This window comes from Streptomyces hundungensis, from assembly GCF_003627815.1.
GTDB classification, from domain to species: Bacteria; Actinomycetota; Actinomycetes; order Streptomycetales; family Streptomycetaceae; genus Streptomyces; species Streptomyces hundungensis_A.
This window is the reverse complement of the sequence record NZ_CP032698.1, coordinates 4,584,754-4,603,887: the sequence shown is the minus strand read 5'-3', so window position 1 is coordinate 4,603,887 and position 19,134 is coordinate 4,584,754. Positions and strand designations below refer to the sequence as shown.

The following is a 19,134-nucleotide window of genomic DNA, read 5'->3' as shown; positions in this document are numbered from 1 at the left end:
GTACGCATGGCACGGGTGGGACTGACCACCGACCGTCTGGTGCGGGCGGGCGCCGAGCTCGCCGACGAGGTCGGCTTCGAGCAGGTGACCGTCTCGGCGCTGGCCAGACGGTTCGACGTCAAGGTCGCGAGTCTGTACTCGCACGTCAAGAACTCCCAGGACCTTAAGACCCGGCTCGCCCTGCTCGCCCTGGAGGAGCTCGCGGACCAGGCCGCCGACGCGGTGGCCGGACGCTCCGGCAAGGACGCGCTCGCGGCGCTCGGGAACGTGTACCGCGACTACGCCCGCGAGCACCCCGGGCGTTATGCCGCCGCCCAGCTGCGGCTGGATCCGGAGGCGGCGGCGGCGAGTGCGGGGCGTCGGCACTCCCAGATGACACGGGCGATTCTGCGGGGGTACGACCTGCCGGAGCGGGAGGAGGTGCATGCGGTGCGGTTGTTGGGGAGTGTGTTTCACGGCTATATCAGCCTGGAGATGGGTGGGGGGTTCAGCCACAGTGCGCCTGATACGCAGGAGACGTGGGAGCGGACGCTGTCGGCACTCGACACCCTGCTACGCACCTGGCCCACCCCATAACCCCCTCCCACGCAGTTCCCCGCGCCCCTAAACCCCCTCGATCCTGCGGACCGTGCTCGCTTCTCGCGCAGTTCCCCGCGCCCCTGAACCCCCTCGATTCTGCGGACCGTGCTCGCTTTTTGCGCAGTTCCTCGCGCCCCTGGAAACCCGTTTTCGGCTGCGGGCCGTGGGGGGCTGGTCGCGCAGTTCCCCGCGCCCCTTAACTGCTCGGCGCTGGCCAGCACCTCAGCCCGTCATGGGGGTCCCCCCTGGCCCTTAAGGCCTTGGGGAGATTGAGGACGAGCGCCCTTAAGGCGCGATACGGGGTCTGGGGCGGAGCCCCAGGAGGAGCTCAGTACGCTAGTTGGGCCAGTTCGTCGGCGACCACCGCGCACGCATCCGCCGCCGGATCGATGAGCGGAAAGTGACCCACCTCGTCCAGCAGGGTCAACCCCACCACCTCCCCCGCCCGCGCCGCCGCCCCCACATACGCCTCCGCCACCGCCCGCGGCACCACGATGTCCTCCCTGCCCTGCACGACGGCCGTGGCGATGCCCGTGGGAAGGAGCGCGGAGGGGTCGGCGTGGGGGAAACGGAGGCCCAACTGGGGCGGGCCGCCCAGGAGTTGGGCCACCGCGTCCGAGCAGACCGCCAGGTCGACCGCCGTGGCGAAGTCGGCGATCGGCGCCAGCGCCACGACTCCGCGCAGGGGGGCGGGCGCGGGGGTCCGCCAGGGTGAGCCCTCCGGCAGGACGTGTCGGGCCGCGGCCCACAGCGCGAGGTGGCCGCCCGCCGAGTGGCCGGTGAGGACGGTGCGGCGGGGGTCGGCCCCGGGTACGGCGTCCCGTACGAGCAGGGGCAGCGCGTCCACCGCGGCCGCCACGTCGTCGAAGGTGTCCGGCCAGCGCCCGGCCACCGGCTGCCCGGTGGCGGGAGCCCCCGAGCCGTCGCCCTGCCGCGGCAGCAGAGTGCCGCGCCGGTACTCGATGTTGGCCACGGCGAACCCGCGCCGGGCCAGGAAGTCGGCGAACGGGGTCATGTGCGCGCGGTCGTACGTGGCGCGCCACGCGCCGCCGTGCAGCAGCGCGACCAGCGGGGCGCCGGCGCGGGCGCCCCGGGGGGCGTAGAAGTCGATCACCTGGTCGGGGTGGTCGCCGTACGCGGCGGTGGCGTCGGGGGCGACCGGGGGATGGGAGAAGACGGAGGCTTCCTCGACCGCGTCACGCTCTGCGGGATCCATCGTTCCCCAACCTTTCGCCAGGCCAAGCCGGTTGATCACCCGGGTGCCCCGGACGCTACCAGGGCGCCCGGGGCATCCCCGCCGGCCGCTGGGCTCAGTCCAGCAGCGCCGCGAGCTCTCCCGCCGCCCGCTCCGCGTCGGCGAAGCCCACGTACAGCGGGGTGAAGCCGAAGCGGAGGACGTCGGGGCGGCGGTAATCGCCCACCACGCCCCGCTCGATGAGGGCGCGCATCACCTCGCCCGCCTTCTCGCAGCTCAGCGACACCTGGCTGCCGCGTTCCGCGTGCGCGGCCGGTGTCACCGACGAGACCCGTCCGGCCGGAACGTACGCCTCGACGCACTCCAGGAAGAAGTCCGTCAGGGCGAGGGACTTGGCCCGCACCGCGTCGATGGAGACGCCGTCCCACACGTCGAGGGCGGACTCCAGGGCCAGCATCGACAGGATGTCCGGGGTGCCGACCCGGCCGCGTACCGCGCCGTCGCCCGGCGCGTACGCCGACCGCATCCCGAAGGGGTCCTCGTGCGAGTTCCAGCCGGGCAGCGGGGTGTCGAAGCGGGCCTGGTGGTCGCCGCGTACGTACAGGTACGCCGGTGAACCCGGGCCGCCGTTCAGGTACTTGTAGGTACAGCCCACCGCGAAGTCGACGCCGTGCGCGCCGACACCGACCGGCAGCGCGCCCGCGCTGTGGCACAGGTCCCAGACGGCGAGGGCGCCGGCCGCGTGGATCGCCGCCGTCATCGCGGGCAGGTCGTTGAGCCGGCCCGAGCGGTAGTCGACGTGGTTGACCAGGACCGCCGCCGTGCGCGGGCCGAGCGCCCCGACGATCTCCTGCGGCGCCAGGGCACGGATGCGCCGGCCCGTCATGCGCGCCGCGGACTCGGCGACGTAACCGTCGGTGGGGAACGTCGAGGCGTCCACCAGGATCTCGTCCCGGTCATCGCCGGCCAGCCGCACCGCGCCCACCAGCGCCTTGAAGACGTTCACACTGGTGGAGTCGCCGACCACGACGGTGCCGCGGTCCGCGCCGACGAGCGGGGCGATGCGGTCACCGATGCGTTCCGGCGCGGTCCACCAGCCGCTCTCCTCCCAGGAGCGGATGCGCAGTTGACCCCACTCTCGGGCGATGACGTCCTGCATCCGGGCCGGGACGTGGCGGGGCAGCGCGCCCAGCGAGTTCCCGTCGAGGTAGACCACGTCGTCGTCGAGCGCGAACAGGGCGCGGCACGCGGCGAGTTCGTCTGCGGCGTCCAGCGCCGCGGCCTGGCCGGCCAGCGCCTCAGACATGGCTGCGGGCCGTCCACAGCTCGGGGAAGACGTTCTTGGTGGCGCGCTTCTCCAGCCAGGCCACTCCGGCCGAGCCGCCCGTGCCGGCCTTGGCGCCCATGGCGCGCCGGGTTGCCACGAGGTGGTCGTTGCGCCAGCGCCACACGAGCTCGCCGACATCGGTCAACGCCTCGCCCAGGCGCACCAGTTCACCGTTCTGGTCGCCCGCGTACAGCTCGGCCCAGACCGCCTCGACCTCGGGGCTCGGCTCGTACTTGCGGGTCAGGTCGCGCTGGAGCACGGAGGCCGGTACGGCGTGGCCGCGGCGGGCGAGGAGCGCGAGCACCTCGTCGTACAGGCTGGGCTCGCCGAGCGCCTTCTCCAGCTCGGCGTGGACGCGCGGGGCGCCGCGGTGCGGCACCAGCATCGACGCGGACTTGTCCCCGAGCAGGAACTCCATCCGCCGGTACATCGCCGACTGGAACCCGGAGCCCTCGCCGAGCGCGGACCGGTAGGAGTTGAACTGGGCGGGGGTCAGCTGCGCCAGCGGCGTCCACGAGGCGTTGAGCGCCTCCAGCTCCCGCACCGAGCGCTTCAGGGCGTCGACCGCGACCGGCACCCGGTCCTCGCGCAGCGCGCGCGAGGCGGTCTCCCACTCGTGCACGATGACGGTGAACCACAACTCCATGACCTGGGTGGTGACCAGGAAGACCATCTCGCCCGGGTCGTCCGAGCGCAGGTGCTGGAGGTGGGTGAGCACGTCCGCCTGGACGTAGTCCTCGTACGGTGTGGTGCCCGCGAAGTCCAGGTTCGGGGTCTCCGGCGCGTCGCCGCCCTCGGGCGGCGTGACCGGTTCGGACATCTTTGATGACATCGCTGTCTCCTCGATGTGTCCGGGTAGCGGTCCGCCCCTTCCTTGGTCGGCATCGGAGCCCCGGTCCCCACCGGCATCATAAGCACGCTCGTGCCCGCTTGGTCAGGGCGCCGGGGGCCCCGTGACGAAGGTCCCCTGCGCGGTGTACGGCCAGGCGTTGGACGTGCAGCCGTCGAGCCCCTTGATCTGCTGCATCATCACCGGGGCGGCCCTGCCCGGGCCCGGGCAGCCCATGTGCTGGTGGTAGCCGATCAAGTGGCCTATCTCGTGGTTGATGATGAGATGGCGGTACTCGGCGGGCGGCCCGGCGTACTGCGGGGACCCCTTCGCCCACCGCTTGAGATTGACGACGACACCGCCCGCGACCTCGCAGTTCAGCTCGCCGCCGGTGTCGCCTACGGAGGCGCACAGCTTGTCGGTGGTCTTAGGGGTGGCGATCTTGATGACGACGTCGGCGCCGTCCGCGACCAGCTGGAAACGGCCCTTTCCGTGCGCGGCCCAGCTGCGCCCGTCGGACAGGATCGCCTGGACGTCGACGGCGGCCTGCGTGGCGGAGACTCCCGCGCCGTCCTCGACCTGCACCTGGTAGCGGCGCAGCGGGCCACCGGTGCCGACGACCTTTCCGGCGGCCCGGGCGGCGGTGAAGGTGCCGGGGCCGGACGGTGGTACGGACGGTTCCTCCGGGGTGCCGGGGTCGGCGGGACGGCCGGGGTCGCCCGAGGCCTTGGCGGGCGTCGGCGGCGGCGACGGCTCGACGGGCCGCGGGGACTGCTCCTCCATGGGGCTCGCCACGGTGTTGCCCGCCTCCACGGCCTTTCCGTGCCCGCCGGGCCACTGCGCGAGCGCGACCCCGCCCAGCAGGGTGGTCCCGAGGAGCGCCGCGACCACGAGCAGCGTGCGTGAGCGCGGGGTGGTGAGGGCGCTGGTGGTGGCGGTGCTGGTGGTGCTGTTGCTGGTGGTGCTGTTGCTGGTGGTGCTGTTGCTGGTGGTGCTGTTGCTGGTGGTGCTGTTGCTGGTGGTTCTGGCGGTACGGGAGCGGCTGGTTCGGCCGGGTTCGCCGGCTCGGCCGGTCTGGCTCAATCGGCTGGCTCGGCCGGTCTGGCTGAATCGGCTGGCTCGGCCGGTTTGGTCGGTGCGGCCGGTTCTCTTGGTGGTGCTGCGGGCGCCTCGCTTGCCCAAGACGGAGTTCTCCCCTGGTCCCCGGCTGGAGTTGGGGGGAGAGGAGTGGGGCCTCCGCGCCAGCCTGTCGATGCCGGCCGGTGCGCGCGACCGTTGGGGTGGCGGCGGACCGGGCCGTCCGTGTCAGCCATACAGATGTCACGGACGGCCGGGGCGTTGCCTCTGGACCGGGAGTGGATCAGCCCAGGGTCTCGGCGGCGAGCTCGGAGGAATCCCGCAGGAAGGTCGTGCAGCGCTCGTACTCGGCGTCCTCACCGATCGCCTGCGCGGCGCGCGCGAGGGCGTGCAGGGCCCGCAGGAAGCCGCGGTTGGGCTCGTGCTCCCACGGCACCGGGCCGTGGCCCTTCCACCCGGCGCGGCGCAGCGAGTCGAGGCCGCGGTGGTATCCGGTACGGGCGTAGGCGTACGACTCGACGGTGCGGCCGCCGTCGAAGGCGTCGTCGGCGAGCTGCGCCCAGGCGAGGGAGGAGGTGGGGTACTTCGCGGCGACGTCGGCGGGGGCGGTGCCCTGGGCGAGCAGGTCGCGGGGCTCGGGGTCGTCGGGCAGGAGGGTCGGGGCGGGGCCGCCCAGCAGGTTCTCGTGAAGGGACATGCGGCCAGTTTCCCCCACCCCGCCAAGCCCTGGGGCTCCGCCCCAGACCCCGTATCGCGCCTAAAGGGCGCTCGTCCTCAATCGCCGGACGGGCTGAGGTACCCGATGCGGGCCAGCACCGAGCAGCTAGGGGCGCGGGGAACTGCGCGACCAGCCACCCACGGTCTGCGGACGACGGCGGGGCCGGGGTTACGGGGTGGAGGGGTTGGGGTTGGGCTCCAGGGCCGGGGCGGAGACCCCGCACTGCATCCGACACTCCGGCACCACCCCCCGCCCCGCCCGCCGCACGGCGAAGAACGCCACCCCCGAGGCCAGCACCAACGCCCCCGCGCACATCGGCATGGCCCGCCGAAACGTCGCCCCGAACTCCGCCGCCGACCGGTACGCCTCCGGCCCCATCCCCGCGGCCAGCGGCAACGCGGCCACCGCGAGCAGACCCGCGGCGCGCGCGGCGGCGTTGTTGATGCCGCTGGCCAGCCCGGCCCGCCCCTCGTCGACCGAGGCCAGCACCGTCGCGGTGAGCGGCGCCACCAGGGTGACCATGCCGAGGCCGAGCACGACGAGCGCGGGCAGCACGTCACTCACGTACGCCGCGTGCTCCCCGACCCGCAGCATCAGCAGCATCCCGGCCGCGCACAGCAGCGGCCCCACGGTGAGCGGGACGCGCGGGCCGATCCGGCGGCCCAGCTCACCCGAACGCGCCGAGAGCAGCAGCATCAGCACCGTCGTCGGCAGCAGCGCGGCGCCCGCGCCCAGCGCCGAGTATCCGGCGACGACCTGAAGTTGGAGGGCGGCGAGGAAGAAGAACCCGCCGAAGGCGGCGTACACGCAGACCGTCACGCAGTTCACCGCGGTGAAGATCCGGGAGCGGAAGATGGCGGGCGGCAGCATCGGGTCGGGCAGCCGCCGCTCGCGCCGGACGAAGACCACGCCGAGCCCGAGACCGGCGACCCCGGCCCCCACGACCACGCCCGAGGAGCCCTGACCGGGCGCCTCGATCAGGGCGTACGTCACCAGGGCCAGCGCCAGCGCCCCCAGGGCCGCGCCCGCCGCGTCGAAACGGCCCGTGTGGACCCGCGGGTCCCGTGTCTCCGGTACGTGGCCTAGGGCGACGGCCACGCAGAGCGCCGCGAGCGGCACGTTGATCAGGAACACCCAGCGCCAGCCGGGGCCGTCCACCAGCCAGCCCCCGAGGAACGGGCCCACGGCGGCGCCCACCCCGCCCAGCCCGGACCACACGCCGACCGCGCGGGCCCGGTCGTCCGGGTGGAAGCCCGACTGGATGATCGCGAGCGAGCCGGGGGTGAGCAGGGCTCCGCCGATGCCCTGGAGGGCGCGGGCGGCGATCAGCACGCCGGCGGTCGGGGCGACGCCGCACAGCAGCGATCCGGCGGCGAACCACACCACGCCGATCACGAACACCTTCCGGCGTCCGTAGCGGTCGCCCAGGGCGCCGCCCAGCAGGATGAGGCCGGCCAGGGTGAGCATGTAGGCGTTGACGGTCCATTGCAGGACGGCCATGTCGGCGTCGAGGTCGGTGCCGATGTGGGGCAGCGCGACGTTGACGACGGTCGAGTCGAGGAGGGCCATGCCCGAGCCCAGAACGGTGGTGAGGAGCACCCAGCGGGCGGGGCGGGTGCCCATGCGTACGTTGTCCGCCACAGCCCACCTGTCCCCCACCCCACCCTCCCCCCAAACCCCCTGGGGCTCCGCCCCAGACCCCGAGGTTGGTTCCGGGTCCCTGGGGCTCCGCCCCAGACCCCGTGTCGCGCCTTAAGGGCGCTCGTCCTCAATCTCCCCCAAGGCCTTAAGGGCCAGGGGGACCCCCATGACAGGCTGAGGTGCTGGCCAGCACCGAGTAGCCAAGGGGCGCGGGGAACTGCGCGAGACGCGGGCACGGTCCGCACACGACCGAGGGCTTTTAGGGGCGCGGGGAACTGCGCGACCAGCCACGCACGGTCCGCGCACCACCCACTCACCCCCGGAGGGTCTCGGGAAGGGGCGGGGTGGGGAGAAACTCAGGTCAGCCGACCCAGCGCCCGCACCAGCGCCGCCACCCCCACCCCCACCTTCCCCCGCGCACACCCCACGTTCAGCCGAACGAACCCCGGCGCCCCGTACACCCCACCCGGCATGACCGCCACCCGCTCCCCCTCCACCAGCTCCCGCTGCAACGCCCCCTCCTCCACCCCGAGCGCCCGCAGATCGATCCACGCGAGGTACCCGGCCTGCGGAGGAGCCCAACTGAGCTCGGGGAAGGCCGAGTTGAGGGTCGAGGCGACCAGCGCGAGGTTCCCCGCCACGTACGCCCGCACCGCGTCCAGCCACCCCGCCCCCTCCCGGTACGCCGCGATGTGCGCGGTCAGCGAGAGGACCGCCGGGGAGCCGAGGCCCTCGCCCGTCTGCATGCGGCGGACGAACTCCGCGTGGTCCGCCGCGTCCCCGAGGATTCCGTAGGAGCCGGTGAGGGAGGGGAAGTTGAACGCCTTGGTGCCGGAGGTGATCAGCGCCCAGCGGCCCTGCCCGAAGCGCGACCAGGGCAGATGGCGGCGGCCCGCGTGGACGAAGTCCGCGTGGATCTCGTCGCTGATCACCGCGGCCCCGTACCGCTGCGCGAGCGAGGCGAAGGACGTCAGTTCGGCCTCCGTCCACACCCGGCCCGTCGGGTTGTGCGGCGAGCACAGCAGCAGCACCCGGGCGCGCGGACCGGCCAGCGCCGCATCGAGGGCCGCCGGGTCGTCGAGCGGGACTTCGCGCAGCTCACGGCCGAGCCCGGTGACCGTCCTGCGGAAGCCGTCGTACACCGGGGTGTGGACGACGACCGCGTCGCCCGGTTCGGTCCACATGCGCAGGAGCTGGGAGAGCTGGCTGAGGACGGACGGGGCGTACACCAGCCGCGTCGTGTCCAGCTCCGTGTCGTGCCGGTCGCGGTACCAGTCGCGTACCGCCGAGCGGAACTCCTCGTTCTGCCAGTCGGTGTAGCCGAACACCCCGTGCGCGACCCGCTCCTGGAGCGCCGCGAGCACCGGTGGCGGGCAGCGGAAGTCCATGTCGGAGATGGTGAACGGCAGCAGTCCGTCCGCCCCGAACCGCTCGGCCGCCCCGTCCCACTGGATGCTCCAGGTGCCGCGCCGGTCAACGGGTGTGTCGAAGTCGTACGTGGTCATGGGGCCTCCCCTGGAAACGGCACGGGCCCGGCACCCCCGCGAGGGGATACCGGGCCCGAACGACCCTAGGCGGAGGTTCGCCGCCGTTGAACGAACATCGGCGAACGAGAAACGCCTACTTCAGCTTCGTACCGGTCGAGCGCAGGTTGGCGCACGCCTCGGTCACCCGCTTGGCCATGCCGGCCTCGGCCAGCTTGCCCCAGGTGCGCGGGTCGTAGGTCGACTTCTTGCCGACCTCGCCGTCGACCTTCAGGACACCGTCGTAGTTGCGGAACATGTGGTCCGCGACCGGCCGGGTGAAGGCGTACTGGGTGTCGGTGTCGAGGTTCATCTTCACGACGCCGTTCTCCAGGGCCGTCGCGATCTCCTCGGCCGAGGAGCCCGAGCCGCCGTGGAAGACGAAGTCGAACGGGGAGGGCTTGCCGTACTTCTCGGCGACGCCCGCCTGGAGGTCCTTGAGCAGCTCGGGGCGGAGCACGACGTTGCCCGGCTTGTAGACGCCGTGGACGTTGCCGAAGGACGCGGCGAGCAGGTAGCGGCCCTTCTCGCCCAGGCCCAGGGCCTCCGCGGTGCGCAGCGCGTCGTCGACGGTCGTGTACAGCTCGTCGTTGATCTCGTGGCTGACGCCGTCCTCCTCGCCGCCGGTCGGGGTGATCTCGACCTCAAGGATGATCTTCGCGGCGGCGGCCTTGGCGAGCAGCTCCTGGCCGATGGCGAGGTTGTCCGCGAGGGTCTCGGCGGAGCCGTCCCACATGTGCGACTGGAACAGCGGGTTCAGGCCCCTGGCCACGCGCTCGGCGGAGACCTCGAGGAGCGGGCGGACATAGCCGTCCAGCTTGTCCTTGGGGCAGTGGTCGGTGTGCAGCGCGACCGTGATGTCGTACTTGGCGGCGACGACGTGCGCGAACTCGGCCAGCGCGACCGCGCCCGTGACCATGTCCTTGTTGTACTGGCCACCCAGGAACTCCGCACCACCGGTGGAGATCTGGATGATGCCGTCGCTCTCGGCCTCCGCGAAGCCGCGCAGCGCAGCGTGCAGGGTCTGGGTCGAGGTCACATTGATGGCCGGGTAGGCGAACTTGCCTGCCTTCGCCCGGTCGAGCATCTCGTTGTAGACCTCGGGGGTTGCGATGGGCATCTGTCCGCTCCTTGTGATGTGCGGGGTGTGCGATATGTGCTGGCCCTGACCTGGGGGCGACGTCATCGTCGCGGCCTATCTTTCCAGACTCTGGCAGCGGCTCCACCCGCTGGACGCACCGAGGGCGGGCTGTTTCACGTGAAACAACCCGCCCTCAGAAGAACGCGCAGGTCAGGGAGGGGCCGGGGGTACGAGCCTCGGCACCTGACGCCTGACGTGCTGACGGAGCCTCGCCACCTGACGCCGTGACGCCCTGACGCGTCTACGCCAGGCCCAGCTCCTCCGAGGAGAACGCGAAGACATACGGCACGCCCGCGCCCTCGGTGATCTTCTCGGCGGCGCCGGTCGCCCGGTCCACGATGGTCGCCACGGCGACGACCTCGGCGCCGGCCGCGCGGACCGCCTCGACGGCGGTCAGCGGCGAGCCGCCGGTGGTGGAGGTGTCCTCGACGACCAGGACCCGGCGGCCCTTGATGTCCGGGCCCTCGACCTGACGCTGCATGCCGTGCGCCTTGGCGGCCTTGCGGACGACGAAGGCGTCCAGGGTGCGGCCGCGGGCGGCGGCGGCGTGCAGCATGGCGCCGGCCACCGGGTCGGCGCCCATGGTCAGGCCGCCGACCGCGTCGAAGTCGAACGCGGCCGTGATGTCGAGCATCACCTGGCCGACCAGCGGCGCGGCGACGCCGTCAAGGGTGACCCGGCGCAGGTCGACGTAGTAGTCGGCCTCGATTCCCGAGGAGAGGGTCACCTTGCCGTGCACCACGGCCTTGTCCTTGATCTGCTGGAGCAGGTCAGCGCGTACATCAGTCATGCCCGCCAGCTTAAAGGCGCCGACGGCTCACAGCCGCCGTCAGCTCACGGGCGCCGACGGCGCAGAGGTGCCGTCAGCTCACAGCCGCCGCCAGCTCCATGTCGTCGCCAGCTCCAGCGGTTCGATCGGGGTGACCAGGCGGGGCAGCGTGTTGAGGCCGTTGGGCGGGCCGGACTGCGGCTCCACGCACACCGCCTCGGCCTGCTCGTCGTAGATGACGACCCACTCGCCGGGGCTGGTCACCTTCAGTTCGAGGCGACCGGGCCAGGTGAGGGTGACGTCGACGCCGTCGGGCATCCCGAAGCAGTCGTCCCAGGGGCCGGGGAGCGGCTCGATCCGCCGTCCGGTGGGCAGGTGGTCGTCGCCGCGCTCCTCCTGCCAGGCGGCGTCGAAGGCGAGCCCGACCCGGCTGCCGTCGATCTCCCGCACGAACCAGGGGTGCCAACCGACCTGCGCCGGAAAGGAGTTGTCGTACGTCTCCACGCCCATCCGCACGGTCAGCGCGTCCGGGGTCAGCTCGAAGATCTGGGTGACCCGGCCGGTGTACGGCCAGGGTTCGGCCAGCTCGTAGGTGAACACGGCCTCGGTGTCCGAGACGCGCGCGGTGTGCCACGCGTGGTCGCGGCCGGTGCCGTGGATGGCGTGCGGTGGCGAGTTGAGGGGGAGCTGGTGCTTCACCCCGCCGTCGCGGAACTGGCCGTTCTCGACGCGGCCGCACCACGGCACCATCGGGAAGCAGCCGTACTTGTCGCCCTGGCGCAGCACCTCGGTGCCGTCGATCACCAGGCTGCTGATCCGGCAGCCGTTGCCCGCGTCGACGGTCAATTCAGCGGCGCCGACGCCCAATTTGATCTGGTCACTGCTCACGCCGTCGACCCTAGCCGGTGGCCCGCCGGTGTGGGGCGGGCGCTCGCGCCCGGGGCGCGAAGTGCGCGGTGCCGCGAAGCTCAGCGCCGGCGCCTGAGCGCGCGCCCGACGACGACCGCGGAGGCGAGCGCGAGGGCCGCGGCCGGCGCGGCCCAGCGCAGTGTGGCACCGGCGTTGCTGCCCGAGGGCGCGGGCACGGGGGCGTAACGGCCGCGCGGCGGGGCGTGGTCGACCTCCTCGGCGCTGCGGCCGATCATGGTGCGGCGGGCGTGCGCGGCCTCGGCGGGCGCGCCGACCTCGATGGCGAATTCGTCGTCGGCGAGCGGGTCGAGGGAGGGCGGGGGCACCTCGGCGTCGAAGACCGACGCGAGGTCTTCGTCCCCCAGGATGGCGCCGAGTTCGGCGTCCGGGACCGGGCCGGGACCGGGGGCCGCGTCGAGGTCCGGGTCCTGGCCGACGGGTCCGGGGGCCGGGCGCCGCCGCGCCGGACCTTCGGGGTCGAGGTCGGTGTTGAGGTCCGTGTCGGCGGCGTCCGGCGGGGCCGTGGGGTCCTCGGCCGCGGCCGCGAGGTCCGCCGCCTCCGGTTGCTCCGTACGGGCCGGGTGGGCCAGCTGGGCCGCGAACCGGTCGAGCAGCCGCACGGCCGACGCGTTGACGGCCTCCTGCGGCACCTCGGTGGCCCGGCCCTCCGCGAGCGCCGTGCCCGCGAAGGCCAGCGTGGTGCCGCCGGGGGCCGCTTCCAGCCGTACGGTCAGGGTGAGCTTGGCGGCGCCCGCGCCGCGGACCTCGACACCCTCGCCCTCCAGGGCGAACACGTCACCGTCCCGCTCGGTGACGCGCAGGGCGCCCCGGTAGGTGATGGTGTGGCCGCCGAGGCGGACCTTCAGACGGCCCGCGATGGGCGGCTCGCCCGCATCCTGCTGGAACCCCGGCACACAGCGCGCGACCCGGGCGGGGTCGCGCAGCGTCTGCCGCAGGGAGTGGCTCTCAACCGGAACGAACACCTCATGCTCCATGGTCTTGAGCCTACTCAGCGCCGGCCGTCACGTCTGCGTGAACGCGGCCCCGATCGCGCACCGCGCAGGCCGCCCTTGCCCGGGCCGCCCCGATCGCGCCCCGCGCAAGAGGCCGCCCCTGCCCCCGGCCGCCTCAGTCCGCGTACCGGGGGTGCACCAGCGTCGAGGGCGGATAGCCGGCCGCCTCCGAGGGCGGGGTCAGCGCGAGGCTTCCGGCCGGCAGCCGCACCCCCGCCGCGGCCCAGGTCCCCGCGCCCGCCCGGTCCTCGGCGCCGGGCCGGTCCGGTGCGGCTCCCGCGGCGAACGGGTGCGGGGCGGGGCGGGCCGCCAGGACGAAGCCCCAGTCGTGCGGGGACTTCGCCGAGCCGAGGGCGCGGTCGGGTCCCGCGGTGAACCCGGCGCTGCGGCCGGTGGCCCGGTAGGCGAAGGTGGTGAGACCGGCCGCCCGCACCGTCGAGGCGACCGTCCAGAACGTGCGCGGCCGGCCCGCGACCGGCCCCGCGTGCACCACGAGCCGGCCGCCGGGCGCCAGGACCCGCCGGGCGAGCCCGTAGAACTCCTGCGAGTAGAGCTTGGTGCTGGCGGTGATGCCGGGGTCGGGCAGGTCGGACACGACGACGTCGTACGGGCCAGAGAGGCGGCCCTCGCCGCGCAGCCAGCCGAAGGCGTCCCCGGTCACCGGGCGCAGCCTCGGGTCGCGCAGGGCGTGGGCGTTGAGGGCCGCCAACCTCGGGTCGTCGCGCGCCAGTTGGAGCAGGCCCGGGTCGCGCTCGACGAGGGTCACCGAGCGCACGTCCCGGTGGCGCAGCACTTCACGGGCGGCGAGGCCGTCGCCGCCGCCCAGGATCAGGACACGGCCGTGCGGGCCCGCGTCGAGCGCGGGCCCCACCAGGGCCGCGTGGTAGCGGGACTCGTCGAGGCCGTTGATGCGCAGCCGCCCGTCGAGGAACAGGTCGAGCGGGGCGCCGGCCTTGCCGGTCAGGACGATCTCCTGGACGCGGGTCTGGACGGCGACCCGCACCTGGCCTCCGTAGACGGCGCGCCGCGCGGCCTGTTCGAAGTCGTCGACCATGACGGTGGTCAGGGCGAGGACCAGCAGGACGAGCGCGTTGGCGCCGAGCAGCGCCCAGCGGGCGCGCGGGGACAGGTCGCGGCCGAAGAGCAGCAGTACGAGCGCGCCGCCCGCCACCGCGTTCACCGAGCCGGTGAGCAAGGCGCTGGTGAGCTGGCCGAGTTGGGGCAGCAGCAGGAACGGGAAGGCGAGGCCGCCGACGAGGGCGCCCACGTAGTCCGCGGCGAACAGGTCGGCCACCGTGCCGCTCGCGTCGCCCGCGGCGCGCCGCGAGACCCGTTGGATGAGGGTCATCAGGAGCGGGATCTCGGCGCCGATCAGTATGCCGATCGCGAGCGAGAACGCGACCAGCGCGTAGCGCGAGCCGCCGAACCAGGCGAACGTGGCGTAGAGCACGATCGCCGAGCAGCCGCCCACCAGGGCGAGGGCGGCCTCGATGAGGCCGAAGCCGACGGCGGCCCGGCAGCGCAGCCGCTTGGCGAGCAGCGAGCCGACCCCCATGGCGAAGACCATCACCGAAAGGACCACGGAGGCCTGGGTTACGGAGTCGCCGATCAAGTACGAGGCGAGGGCGACCAGTTCGAGCTCGTAGACGAGACCGCAGGCGGCGCAGACGAACACGACGGCCAGGACGAGGAACCGGCCCGACCGCGCACTACTCACGGGAGCGGGGAGCGGTTCGATCATGATGCGAACGCTACGTGACACTCCGTTCGCATCCTGTCACCCACACGGGTGCAACTGGAGCCAACCGGCGGTGAATCGAGCGCCTCAGAGGCCCGCGGTCGCGGCCACCCGGACGCCGACCCGGGTGCGGGTCACCACGAGCTGGCCCTCCTGCGGGTAGGCGTGCCAGGTGCGCCACCACACCTGTCCCTCGACGCGCTGGGCGAGCATCGCGGTGAACGCGTGCGGCGATCCCGGAAACGTTCCGGCGAGTCCGTTGGGGTGGTCGGCGACGAGGGCCAGGAGTTCCTGGGCGCGGCCCGCGAACGAGCCCTGCGAGAGCGTCTCGACGCGCGCGGCGAACTCGTAGTCCCAGTCCCCGAGACGTTTCGCCACGCCGAGCGGCAGCGGCGTACTGCTGCCGGGCATACAGGCGACGGTCTCCGAACAGGTGCCGCGCTCCTCGTCGAGGAGCACCTGGTGCGAGGCGCCCAGGAGTCTCAACTGGAGCTTGGCGCCGTCGAGTTCGAGGTCGAGGACGGCCAGGGCGGGCAGCGGCTCGCGGCCCAGCGCCCAGGCGAGGTCGGCGGCACGCGTGTCGGTGTAGGCGGTCTGGAGGGTCGTGAGCATGGGTGGGCTCCGCAAAACACACATGTGGCGGGTGGGTGACCGAGGTCCCCTCGGAAGCGCGGGACGGGGGCCGCTCTCTGATCGCCCGAGGTCCGAGGTGCGTGGTTTCTCATTTGCGAGGGAATCATGAAGTGCGCGGCGCTCACAGCTTTTTTACCCAACTTGATGGGGTTTCCATCCCCTCGGGGGCCACTCGGTTCAAACGTTCAACTACAGGCGTGAAAGAAGGCGCCCGGCCGGGCGTGACCGACCGGGCGCCAACGGGCGGCGCCCGCGGCGGAATCGGCTGCCCCGTGTCAGCCGCGACCGCGCGTCGACCGCCACCCGTCGCTCTGGATGACCCGCCGCCCGGTCCATCCGGGCGCGTTGGGCCATCCGGGTCCCTCAGCTCGAACCGCAGCCTCCCCCTCCCCCGCACGAGGAGCCGCCGCCGCAGGAGGAGTGGCTGCCGCCCCCGCAGGAGTGCCCGCCGCCGCAGGAGTGCCCGTGGCCGCCCCCGTGGCCGTGGTGGCCGCCGCTTCCGCTTCCGCACGACGCGCTCGATCCGTCCGATCCGCCGGCCCACCAGCTGGACGTTCCCGCGGACGACGCCGCGGCCCGTCGCCGGCGCGACACCGGGCCGCGGCGCCCGCGCGCACGCCGTCGCCTGCGCGCCGCCGGTCCGACCGCGACACCCAGCACGATCAGTGCCAGGATCCCCACCCCGATCGCGATGCCCATCCCCCACCGTCCTTCCGTGGTGCGGGTCCCCCGTCGGCCCGCGTGGAAGGGGGATGCCCTTGGCCACCCGGCGCCAAAGCACACTTGAGCAACTCCAGAGGTTGCCCGCAGGATGGCCGTCATGACCTCCAGTGCGCGCCCTCTGCTCAACCGTCGCCTCGCCGAGTTCGGGACGACGATCTTCGCCGAGATGTCCGCCCTCGCCCAGCGGACCGGGTCCATCAACCTCGGGCAGGGCTTCCCCGACACCGACGGGCCCGAGGCCGTACGCGAAGCCGCGGTCCGCGCGCTGCGCGAGGGCCACGGCAACCAGTACCCGCCCGGCCCCGGCGTCCCCGAGCTGCGCACCGCGATCGTCGAGCACCAGCGGCGCCGCTACGGCCTGTCCTACGACCCGGACCAGGAGGTCCTGGTCACCGCGGGCGCCACCGAGGCGATCGCCGCGGCGCTGCTCGCCCTGCTCGAACCGGGCGACGAGGTCATCGCCCTGGAGCCGTACTACGACTCGTACGCCGCGTGCATCGCGATGGCGGGCGGCACCCGCGTGCCGGTCACCCTGCGTCCGGCCGCGGCACCCGGCGGCGAGAGCGGGCAGGGCCACTTCGCCCTCGACCTGGACGAGTTGCGCGCGGCCGTCACCCCCCGCACCCGGCTGATCCTCCTCAACACCCCGCACAATCCGACCGGCACGGTGCTGACCCGCGCCGAGCTGGCCGCGGTCGCCGAGCTCGCCTGCGAGCGCGATCTGCTGGTGATCACCGACGAGGTGTACGAGCACCTCGTCTTCGACGGCGCCGAGCACATCCCGCTCGCCTCCTTCCCCGGCATGCGCGAGCGCACGGTCACCATCGGCTCGGCGGGCAAGACGTTCTCGTTCACGGGCTGGAAGGTCGGCTGGATCACCGCCGCCCCCGGCCTGGTGGCCGCGGTCCGCTCGGCCAAGCAGTTCCTGACGTATGTGACGTCGGGGCCGTTCCAGTACGCGGTGGCCGAGGCGCTGCGCCTTCCGGACAGCTACTTCGACGGCTTCCGCGCGGACCACCAGGCCAAGCGCGACCTGCTGAGCGCGGGCCTCGCGAAGGCCGGGTTCGGGGTGTTCCGGCCGGCGGGCACCTACTTCGTCACCACCGACATCCGCCCGCTGGGCGTGAGCGACGGCTTCGCCTTCTGCCGCGCCCTGCCCGAGCGCTGCGGCGTGGTGGCGATCCCGAACGCGGTCTTCTACGACCACCGCGACCAGGGCGCACCCTTCGTCCGGTTCGCCTTCTGCAAGCGGACGGCCGTACTCGAAGAGGCCGTCGCCCGTCTCACGTCACTGGCCGCCTAGGGGCACACGCCGGGGGGGGCCGCCCAGGACGCCCCACGCGCCCCCAGCCCGCGCGACACGCGGGGGCACCGCCGGGTGGGCGGACTTCCACCCGGTCGGGGGCGCTGCGGTCGCGGTATGCCGGATCCGTGCCGATGGTCGGTCTGACCGATCACGCGCGCCCGGAGGTGTCTTCTGTCCGCCGAGATCACCGCTCACGCCCGCGGCCGACGGCCCGGCGGCCTCACCCGCACCCCGCCCTGGGCGGCCGCCCTGCGGCGAGCGGCCCCCGCGCTCGGCCTGTTCGTCGCGGTGCGGCTGACCGGGCTGCTGGTCTTCGCGGCCCTGGCCTGGCACCGGGGGCTCTCGCCGCGGGCCCGGCTCGCCACCGCCTGGGACGCCGACTGGTACACCCGGATCGCCGCCCACGGCTACGGCCGCACCCTGTTCTGGCCGGACGGCGCGGTCCAGAGCGACCTGGCGTTCTTCCCGCTCTACCCGGCGCTGATCCGCGCCGTGACCGTCGTCCTGCCGGTGACGGGCGGCACCGCGGGGCTGTTGCTCTCCTGGACGGCGGCGGCAGCGGCGGCCTGGGGGATCCATCGGATCGGGGAGCGCCTGTACGGCCGCCCGGTCGCCACCCTGCTTGTCCTGCTGTGGGGGCTGCTCCCGCACGCCGTGGTCCTGACGATGGCGTACACCGAGCCCGTCATGACGGCGCTGGCGGCCTGGTCGCTGTGGGCGGTCCTGGAGCGCCGCTGGCTGTGGGCGGGCTCGCTCGCGCTGCTCGCGGGGCTCGCGCGGCCCAACGCGGTGGCGGTGGCGGCGGCGGTGCTGGTGGCGGCGGGGCACGCGCTGTGGCGCGGCGAGGGGCGCTCCTGGCGGCCGTGGGCGGGCGGGCTGCTCGCGCCGGTCGGCTGGTGCGGCTATGTGCTGTGGGTGGGGGTCCGCGAGGGCGATCTGTTCGGCGGCTACTTCGCGGTGCAGGCGGGCTGGACGTCCCGGTTCGACTTCGGCGCGGGCACCCTGCGCTTCCTGAAGCGGCTCGCGAGCGCCCCGTACGACCTGGGCTTTCCGATGGCGGCGCTGATCACCGCCGCGATGGTGCTGTTGTTCGTGCTGTTCGTCCTAGACCGGCCCGCACTGCCGCTGCTCGTGTACACGGGGGTGCTGGTGGTGATCGCGGTCGGCGGGGCGGGGTTCTTCGAGTCCAAGCCGCGGTTCCTGCTGCCCGCGTTCCCGCTGCTGGCACCGGTGGCGCTCGCACTGACGAGAGCCCGGCCGCGGGCCGCGGTCGCGGTGACCGCAGCCCTGGCCGGGCTCTCGTTCTGTTACGGGGCCTATCTGTTGACGCTGGCCACCATGGCGCTGTGAGCCGAGGCGTGTCTCACTCGGAGTCCGGCTCGCCGGACTCCCCGCCCTCGCCGTCGACGTCCTTCTCCAGGCCGAGCTGCTCGATCAGCCACTTGTCGAACTCGATCGAGGCGCGGACCCAGCTCACCACGGAGGAGACGAAGTGCTCCAGGGCGACGCCGGTGCCGATCAGCATCTGCGCCTCACCGATCAGACGGACGGTGCCGTCGTCGTGGGTGTGGGTGTAGACCTTGGGCCACAGGGTGCGGCGGTTCCAGTCGTCGATCGACTCCAGGATCTGGACCTTGTCGTCGATGCTGTGCGGCCGGTCGTAGAACGTCCGCACCGAGAAGACCTGCTGGTCCTCCTCACCGCGGAACATGAAGTACGTACGGAAATCCTCCCAGGGCGCGGCGAGGTCGCCCTCGTCGTCCACGACGTACTTGAGCTCCATCTGGTCCAGGAGCTGCTTCACCAGATCCTGGTCGGGGACGATGGGCCCGGACGGCTGGCCGCCGCCGGACTGCGGGCCCTGCTGAGCCCCGAAATTCGGAATCGAGGACGGGTCGATGCTCATCGTGAATCTTCCTTCGTACGGTTCCGGTCATCCTCCCCCATGGCGGGGCAGGGGTGGCAACCCCCGCCCCCGGGTATCCGCTGCGGGCTGACCGAATCGGGTCCGGA

Annotated in this window: 17 protein-coding genes; 3 read left to right on the top strand and 14 right to left on the bottom strand. The window is 73.2% G+C overall.

What is annotated here, in order from left to right:
• Nucleotides 1-6: 6 nt before the first annotated feature.
• Nucleotides 7-576, top strand: coding sequence for a TetR/AcrR family transcriptional regulator (locus DWB77_RS20535; RefSeq protein WP_120722638.1), 570 nt, complete (start codon nucleotides 7-9; stop codon nucleotides 574-576).
• A gap of 331 nt (nucleotides 577-907) precedes the next feature.
• Here DWB77_RS20535 and DWB77_RS20530 read toward each other — a convergent pair whose 3' ends face one another.
• From DWB77_RS20530 to DWB77_RS20470, 13 genes are all read right to left on the bottom strand, one after another.
• Nucleotides 908-1,795: an alpha/beta hydrolase family protein gene (locus DWB77_RS20530; RefSeq protein ID WP_120722637.1), complete on the bottom strand. Its 888-nt coding sequence runs from the start codon at nucleotides 1,793-1,795 to the stop codon at nucleotides 908-910.
• A gap of 94 nt (nucleotides 1,796-1,889) precedes the next feature.
• Nucleotides 1,890-3,080, bottom strand: a complete 1,191-nt coding sequence (gene kynU, locus DWB77_RS20525) for a kynureninase (protein WP_120722636.1) — start codon at nucleotides 3,078-3,080, stop codon at nucleotides 1,890-1,892.
• A complete protein-coding gene (locus DWB77_RS20520; protein WP_246033584.1) occupies nucleotides 3,073-3,933 on the bottom strand; it encodes a tryptophan 2,3-dioxygenase family protein in 861 nt (286 codons plus the stop codon). Before DWB77_RS20520 ends, kynU begins: the two co-directional genes overlap by 8 nt.
• Nucleotides 3,934-4,035: 102 nt before the next feature.
• Nucleotides 4,036-5,013, bottom strand: a complete 978-nt coding sequence (locus DWB77_RS20515; RefSeq protein ID WP_246033583.1) for a DUF3152 domain-containing protein — start codon at nucleotides 5,011-5,013, stop codon at nucleotides 4,036-4,038.
• A 277-nt stretch (nucleotides 5,014-5,290) separates the two neighbouring features.
• Nucleotides 5,291-5,704: a DUF3151 domain-containing protein gene (locus DWB77_RS20510; RefSeq protein ID WP_120722634.1), complete on the bottom strand. Its 414-nt coding sequence runs from the start codon at nucleotides 5,702-5,704 to the stop codon at nucleotides 5,291-5,293.
• A 189-nt stretch (nucleotides 5,705-5,893) separates the two neighbouring features.
• Complete coding sequence (locus tag DWB77_RS20505; RefSeq protein ID WP_120728024.1) at nucleotides 5,894-7,348, bottom strand: MFS transporter; 1,455 nt, start codon at nucleotides 7,346-7,348, stop codon at nucleotides 5,894-5,896.
• A gap of 374 nt (nucleotides 7,349-7,722) precedes the next feature.
• Nucleotides 7,723-8,871, bottom strand: coding sequence for a MalY/PatB family protein (locus DWB77_RS20500; RefSeq protein WP_120722633.1), 1,149 nt, complete (start codon nucleotides 8,869-8,871; stop codon nucleotides 7,723-7,725).
• A 115-nt stretch (nucleotides 8,872-8,986) separates the two neighbouring features.
• A complete protein-coding gene (gene fbaA, locus DWB77_RS20495) occupies nucleotides 8,987-10,009 on the bottom strand; it encodes a class II fructose-bisphosphate aldolase (RefSeq protein ID WP_120722632.1) in 1,023 nt (340 codons plus the stop codon).
• A 262-nt stretch (nucleotides 10,010-10,271) separates the two neighbouring features.
• Nucleotides 10,272-10,820 (bottom strand): orotate phosphoribosyltransferase, encoded by a 549-nt coding sequence (gene pyrE / locus DWB77_RS20490; protein ID WP_120722631.1) that lies wholly within the window; start codon nucleotides 10,818-10,820, stop codon nucleotides 10,272-10,274.
• 78 nt (nucleotides 10,821-10,898) lie between these two features.
• Complete coding sequence (locus DWB77_RS20485) at nucleotides 10,899-11,687, bottom strand: aldose 1-epimerase (RefSeq protein WP_120722630.1); 789 nt, start codon at nucleotides 11,685-11,687, stop codon at nucleotides 10,899-10,901.
• An 80-nt stretch (nucleotides 11,688-11,767) separates the two neighbouring features.
• A complete protein-coding gene (locus DWB77_RS20480; RefSeq protein WP_120722629.1) occupies nucleotides 11,768-12,703 on the bottom strand; it encodes an SRPBCC domain-containing protein in 936 nt (311 codons plus the stop codon).
• A gap of 133 nt (nucleotides 12,704-12,836) precedes the next feature.
• Entirely contained in the window at nucleotides 12,837-14,462 is a 1,626-nt protein-coding gene (locus DWB77_RS20475) for a polyamine aminopropyltransferase (RefSeq protein ID WP_120722628.1), read from the bottom strand.
• An 84-nt stretch (nucleotides 14,463-14,546) separates the two neighbouring features.
• Complete coding sequence (locus DWB77_RS20470; RefSeq protein WP_120722627.1) at nucleotides 14,547-15,071, bottom strand: DUF2617 family protein; 525 nt, start codon at nucleotides 15,069-15,071, stop codon at nucleotides 14,547-14,549.
• A gap of 832 nt (nucleotides 15,072-15,903) precedes the next feature.
• On the opposite strand from DWB77_RS20470, the gene DWB77_RS20460 reads away from it, so the two are divergent.
• A complete protein-coding gene (locus DWB77_RS20460; protein WP_120722626.1) occupies nucleotides 15,904-17,118 on the top strand; it encodes a pyridoxal phosphate-dependent aminotransferase in 1,215 nt (404 codons plus the stop codon).
• 291 nt (nucleotides 17,119-17,409) lie between these two features.
• Nucleotides 17,410-18,471 carry a hypothetical protein gene (locus DWB77_RS20455; protein WP_428985132.1) on the top strand — a complete coding sequence of 354 codons (1,062 nt, stop codon included), beginning with the start codon at nucleotides 17,410-17,412 and terminating at the stop codon, nucleotides 18,469-18,471.
• Between the two features lie 13 nt (nucleotides 18,472-18,484).
• On the opposite strand, the gene DWB77_RS20450 is transcribed toward DWB77_RS20455, so the two are convergent.
• Nucleotides 18,485-19,027 carry a YbjN domain-containing protein gene (locus DWB77_RS20450; protein WP_120722624.1) on the bottom strand — a complete coding sequence of 181 codons (543 nt, stop codon included), beginning with the start codon at nucleotides 19,025-19,027 and terminating at the stop codon, nucleotides 18,485-18,487.
• Between the last annotated feature and the right edge of the window lie 107 nt (nucleotides 19,028-19,134).

Bases quoted from the DNA above. Each gene is read 5' to 3' on its own strand.
- DWB77_RS20475 (WP_120722628.1), bottom strand. From the start codon at position 14,462: ATGATCGAACCGCTCCCCGCTCCCGTGAGTAGTGCGCGGTCGGGCCGG.
- fbaA (WP_120722632.1), bottom strand. From the start codon at position 10,009: ATGCCCATCGCAACCCCCGAGGTCTACAACGAGATGCTCGACCGGGCG.
- kynU (WP_120722636.1), bottom strand. From the start codon at position 3,080: ATGTCTGAGGCGCTGGCCGGCCAGGCCGCGGCGCTGGACGCCGCAGAC.
- DWB77_RS20470 (WP_120722627.1), bottom strand. From the start codon at position 15,071: ATGCTCACGACCCTCCAGACCGCCTACACCGACACGCGTGCCGCCGAC.
- DWB77_RS20535 (WP_120722638.1), top strand. From the start codon at position 7: ATGGCACGGGTGGGACTGACCACCGACCGTCTGGTGCGGGCGGGCGCC.
- DWB77_RS20520 (WP_246033584.1), bottom strand. From the start codon at position 3,933: ATGTCATCAAAGATGTCCGAACCGGTCACGCCGCCCGAGGGCGGCGAC.
- DWB77_RS20500 (WP_120722633.1), bottom strand. From the start codon at position 8,871: ATGACCACGTACGACTTCGACACACCCGTTGACCGGCGCGGCACCTGG.
- DWB77_RS20530 (WP_120722637.1), bottom strand. From the start codon at position 1,795: ATGGATCCCGCAGAGCGTGACGCGGTCGAGGAAGCCTCCGTCTTCTCC.
- pyrE (WP_120722631.1), bottom strand. From the start codon at position 10,820: ATGACTGATGTACGCGCTGACCTGCTCCAGCAGATCAAGGACAAGGCC.
- DWB77_RS20460 (WP_120722626.1), top strand. From the start codon at position 15,904: ATGGCCGTCATGACCTCCAGTGCGCGCCCTCTGCTCAACCGTCGCCTC.
- DWB77_RS20450 (WP_120722624.1), bottom strand. From the start codon at position 19,027: ATGAGCATCGACCCGTCCTCGATTCCGAATTTCGGGGCTCAGCAGGGC.
- DWB77_RS20505 (WP_120728024.1), bottom strand. From the start codon at position 7,348: ATGGGCACCCGCCCCGCCCGCTGGGTGCTCCTCACCACCGTTCTGGGC.
- DWB77_RS20510 (WP_120722634.1), bottom strand. From the start codon at position 5,704: ATGTCCCTTCACGAGAACCTGCTGGGCGGCCCCGCCCCGACCCTCCTG.
- DWB77_RS20480 (WP_120722629.1), bottom strand. From the start codon at position 12,703: ATGGAGCATGAGGTGTTCGTTCCGGTTGAGAGCCACTCCCTGCGGCAG.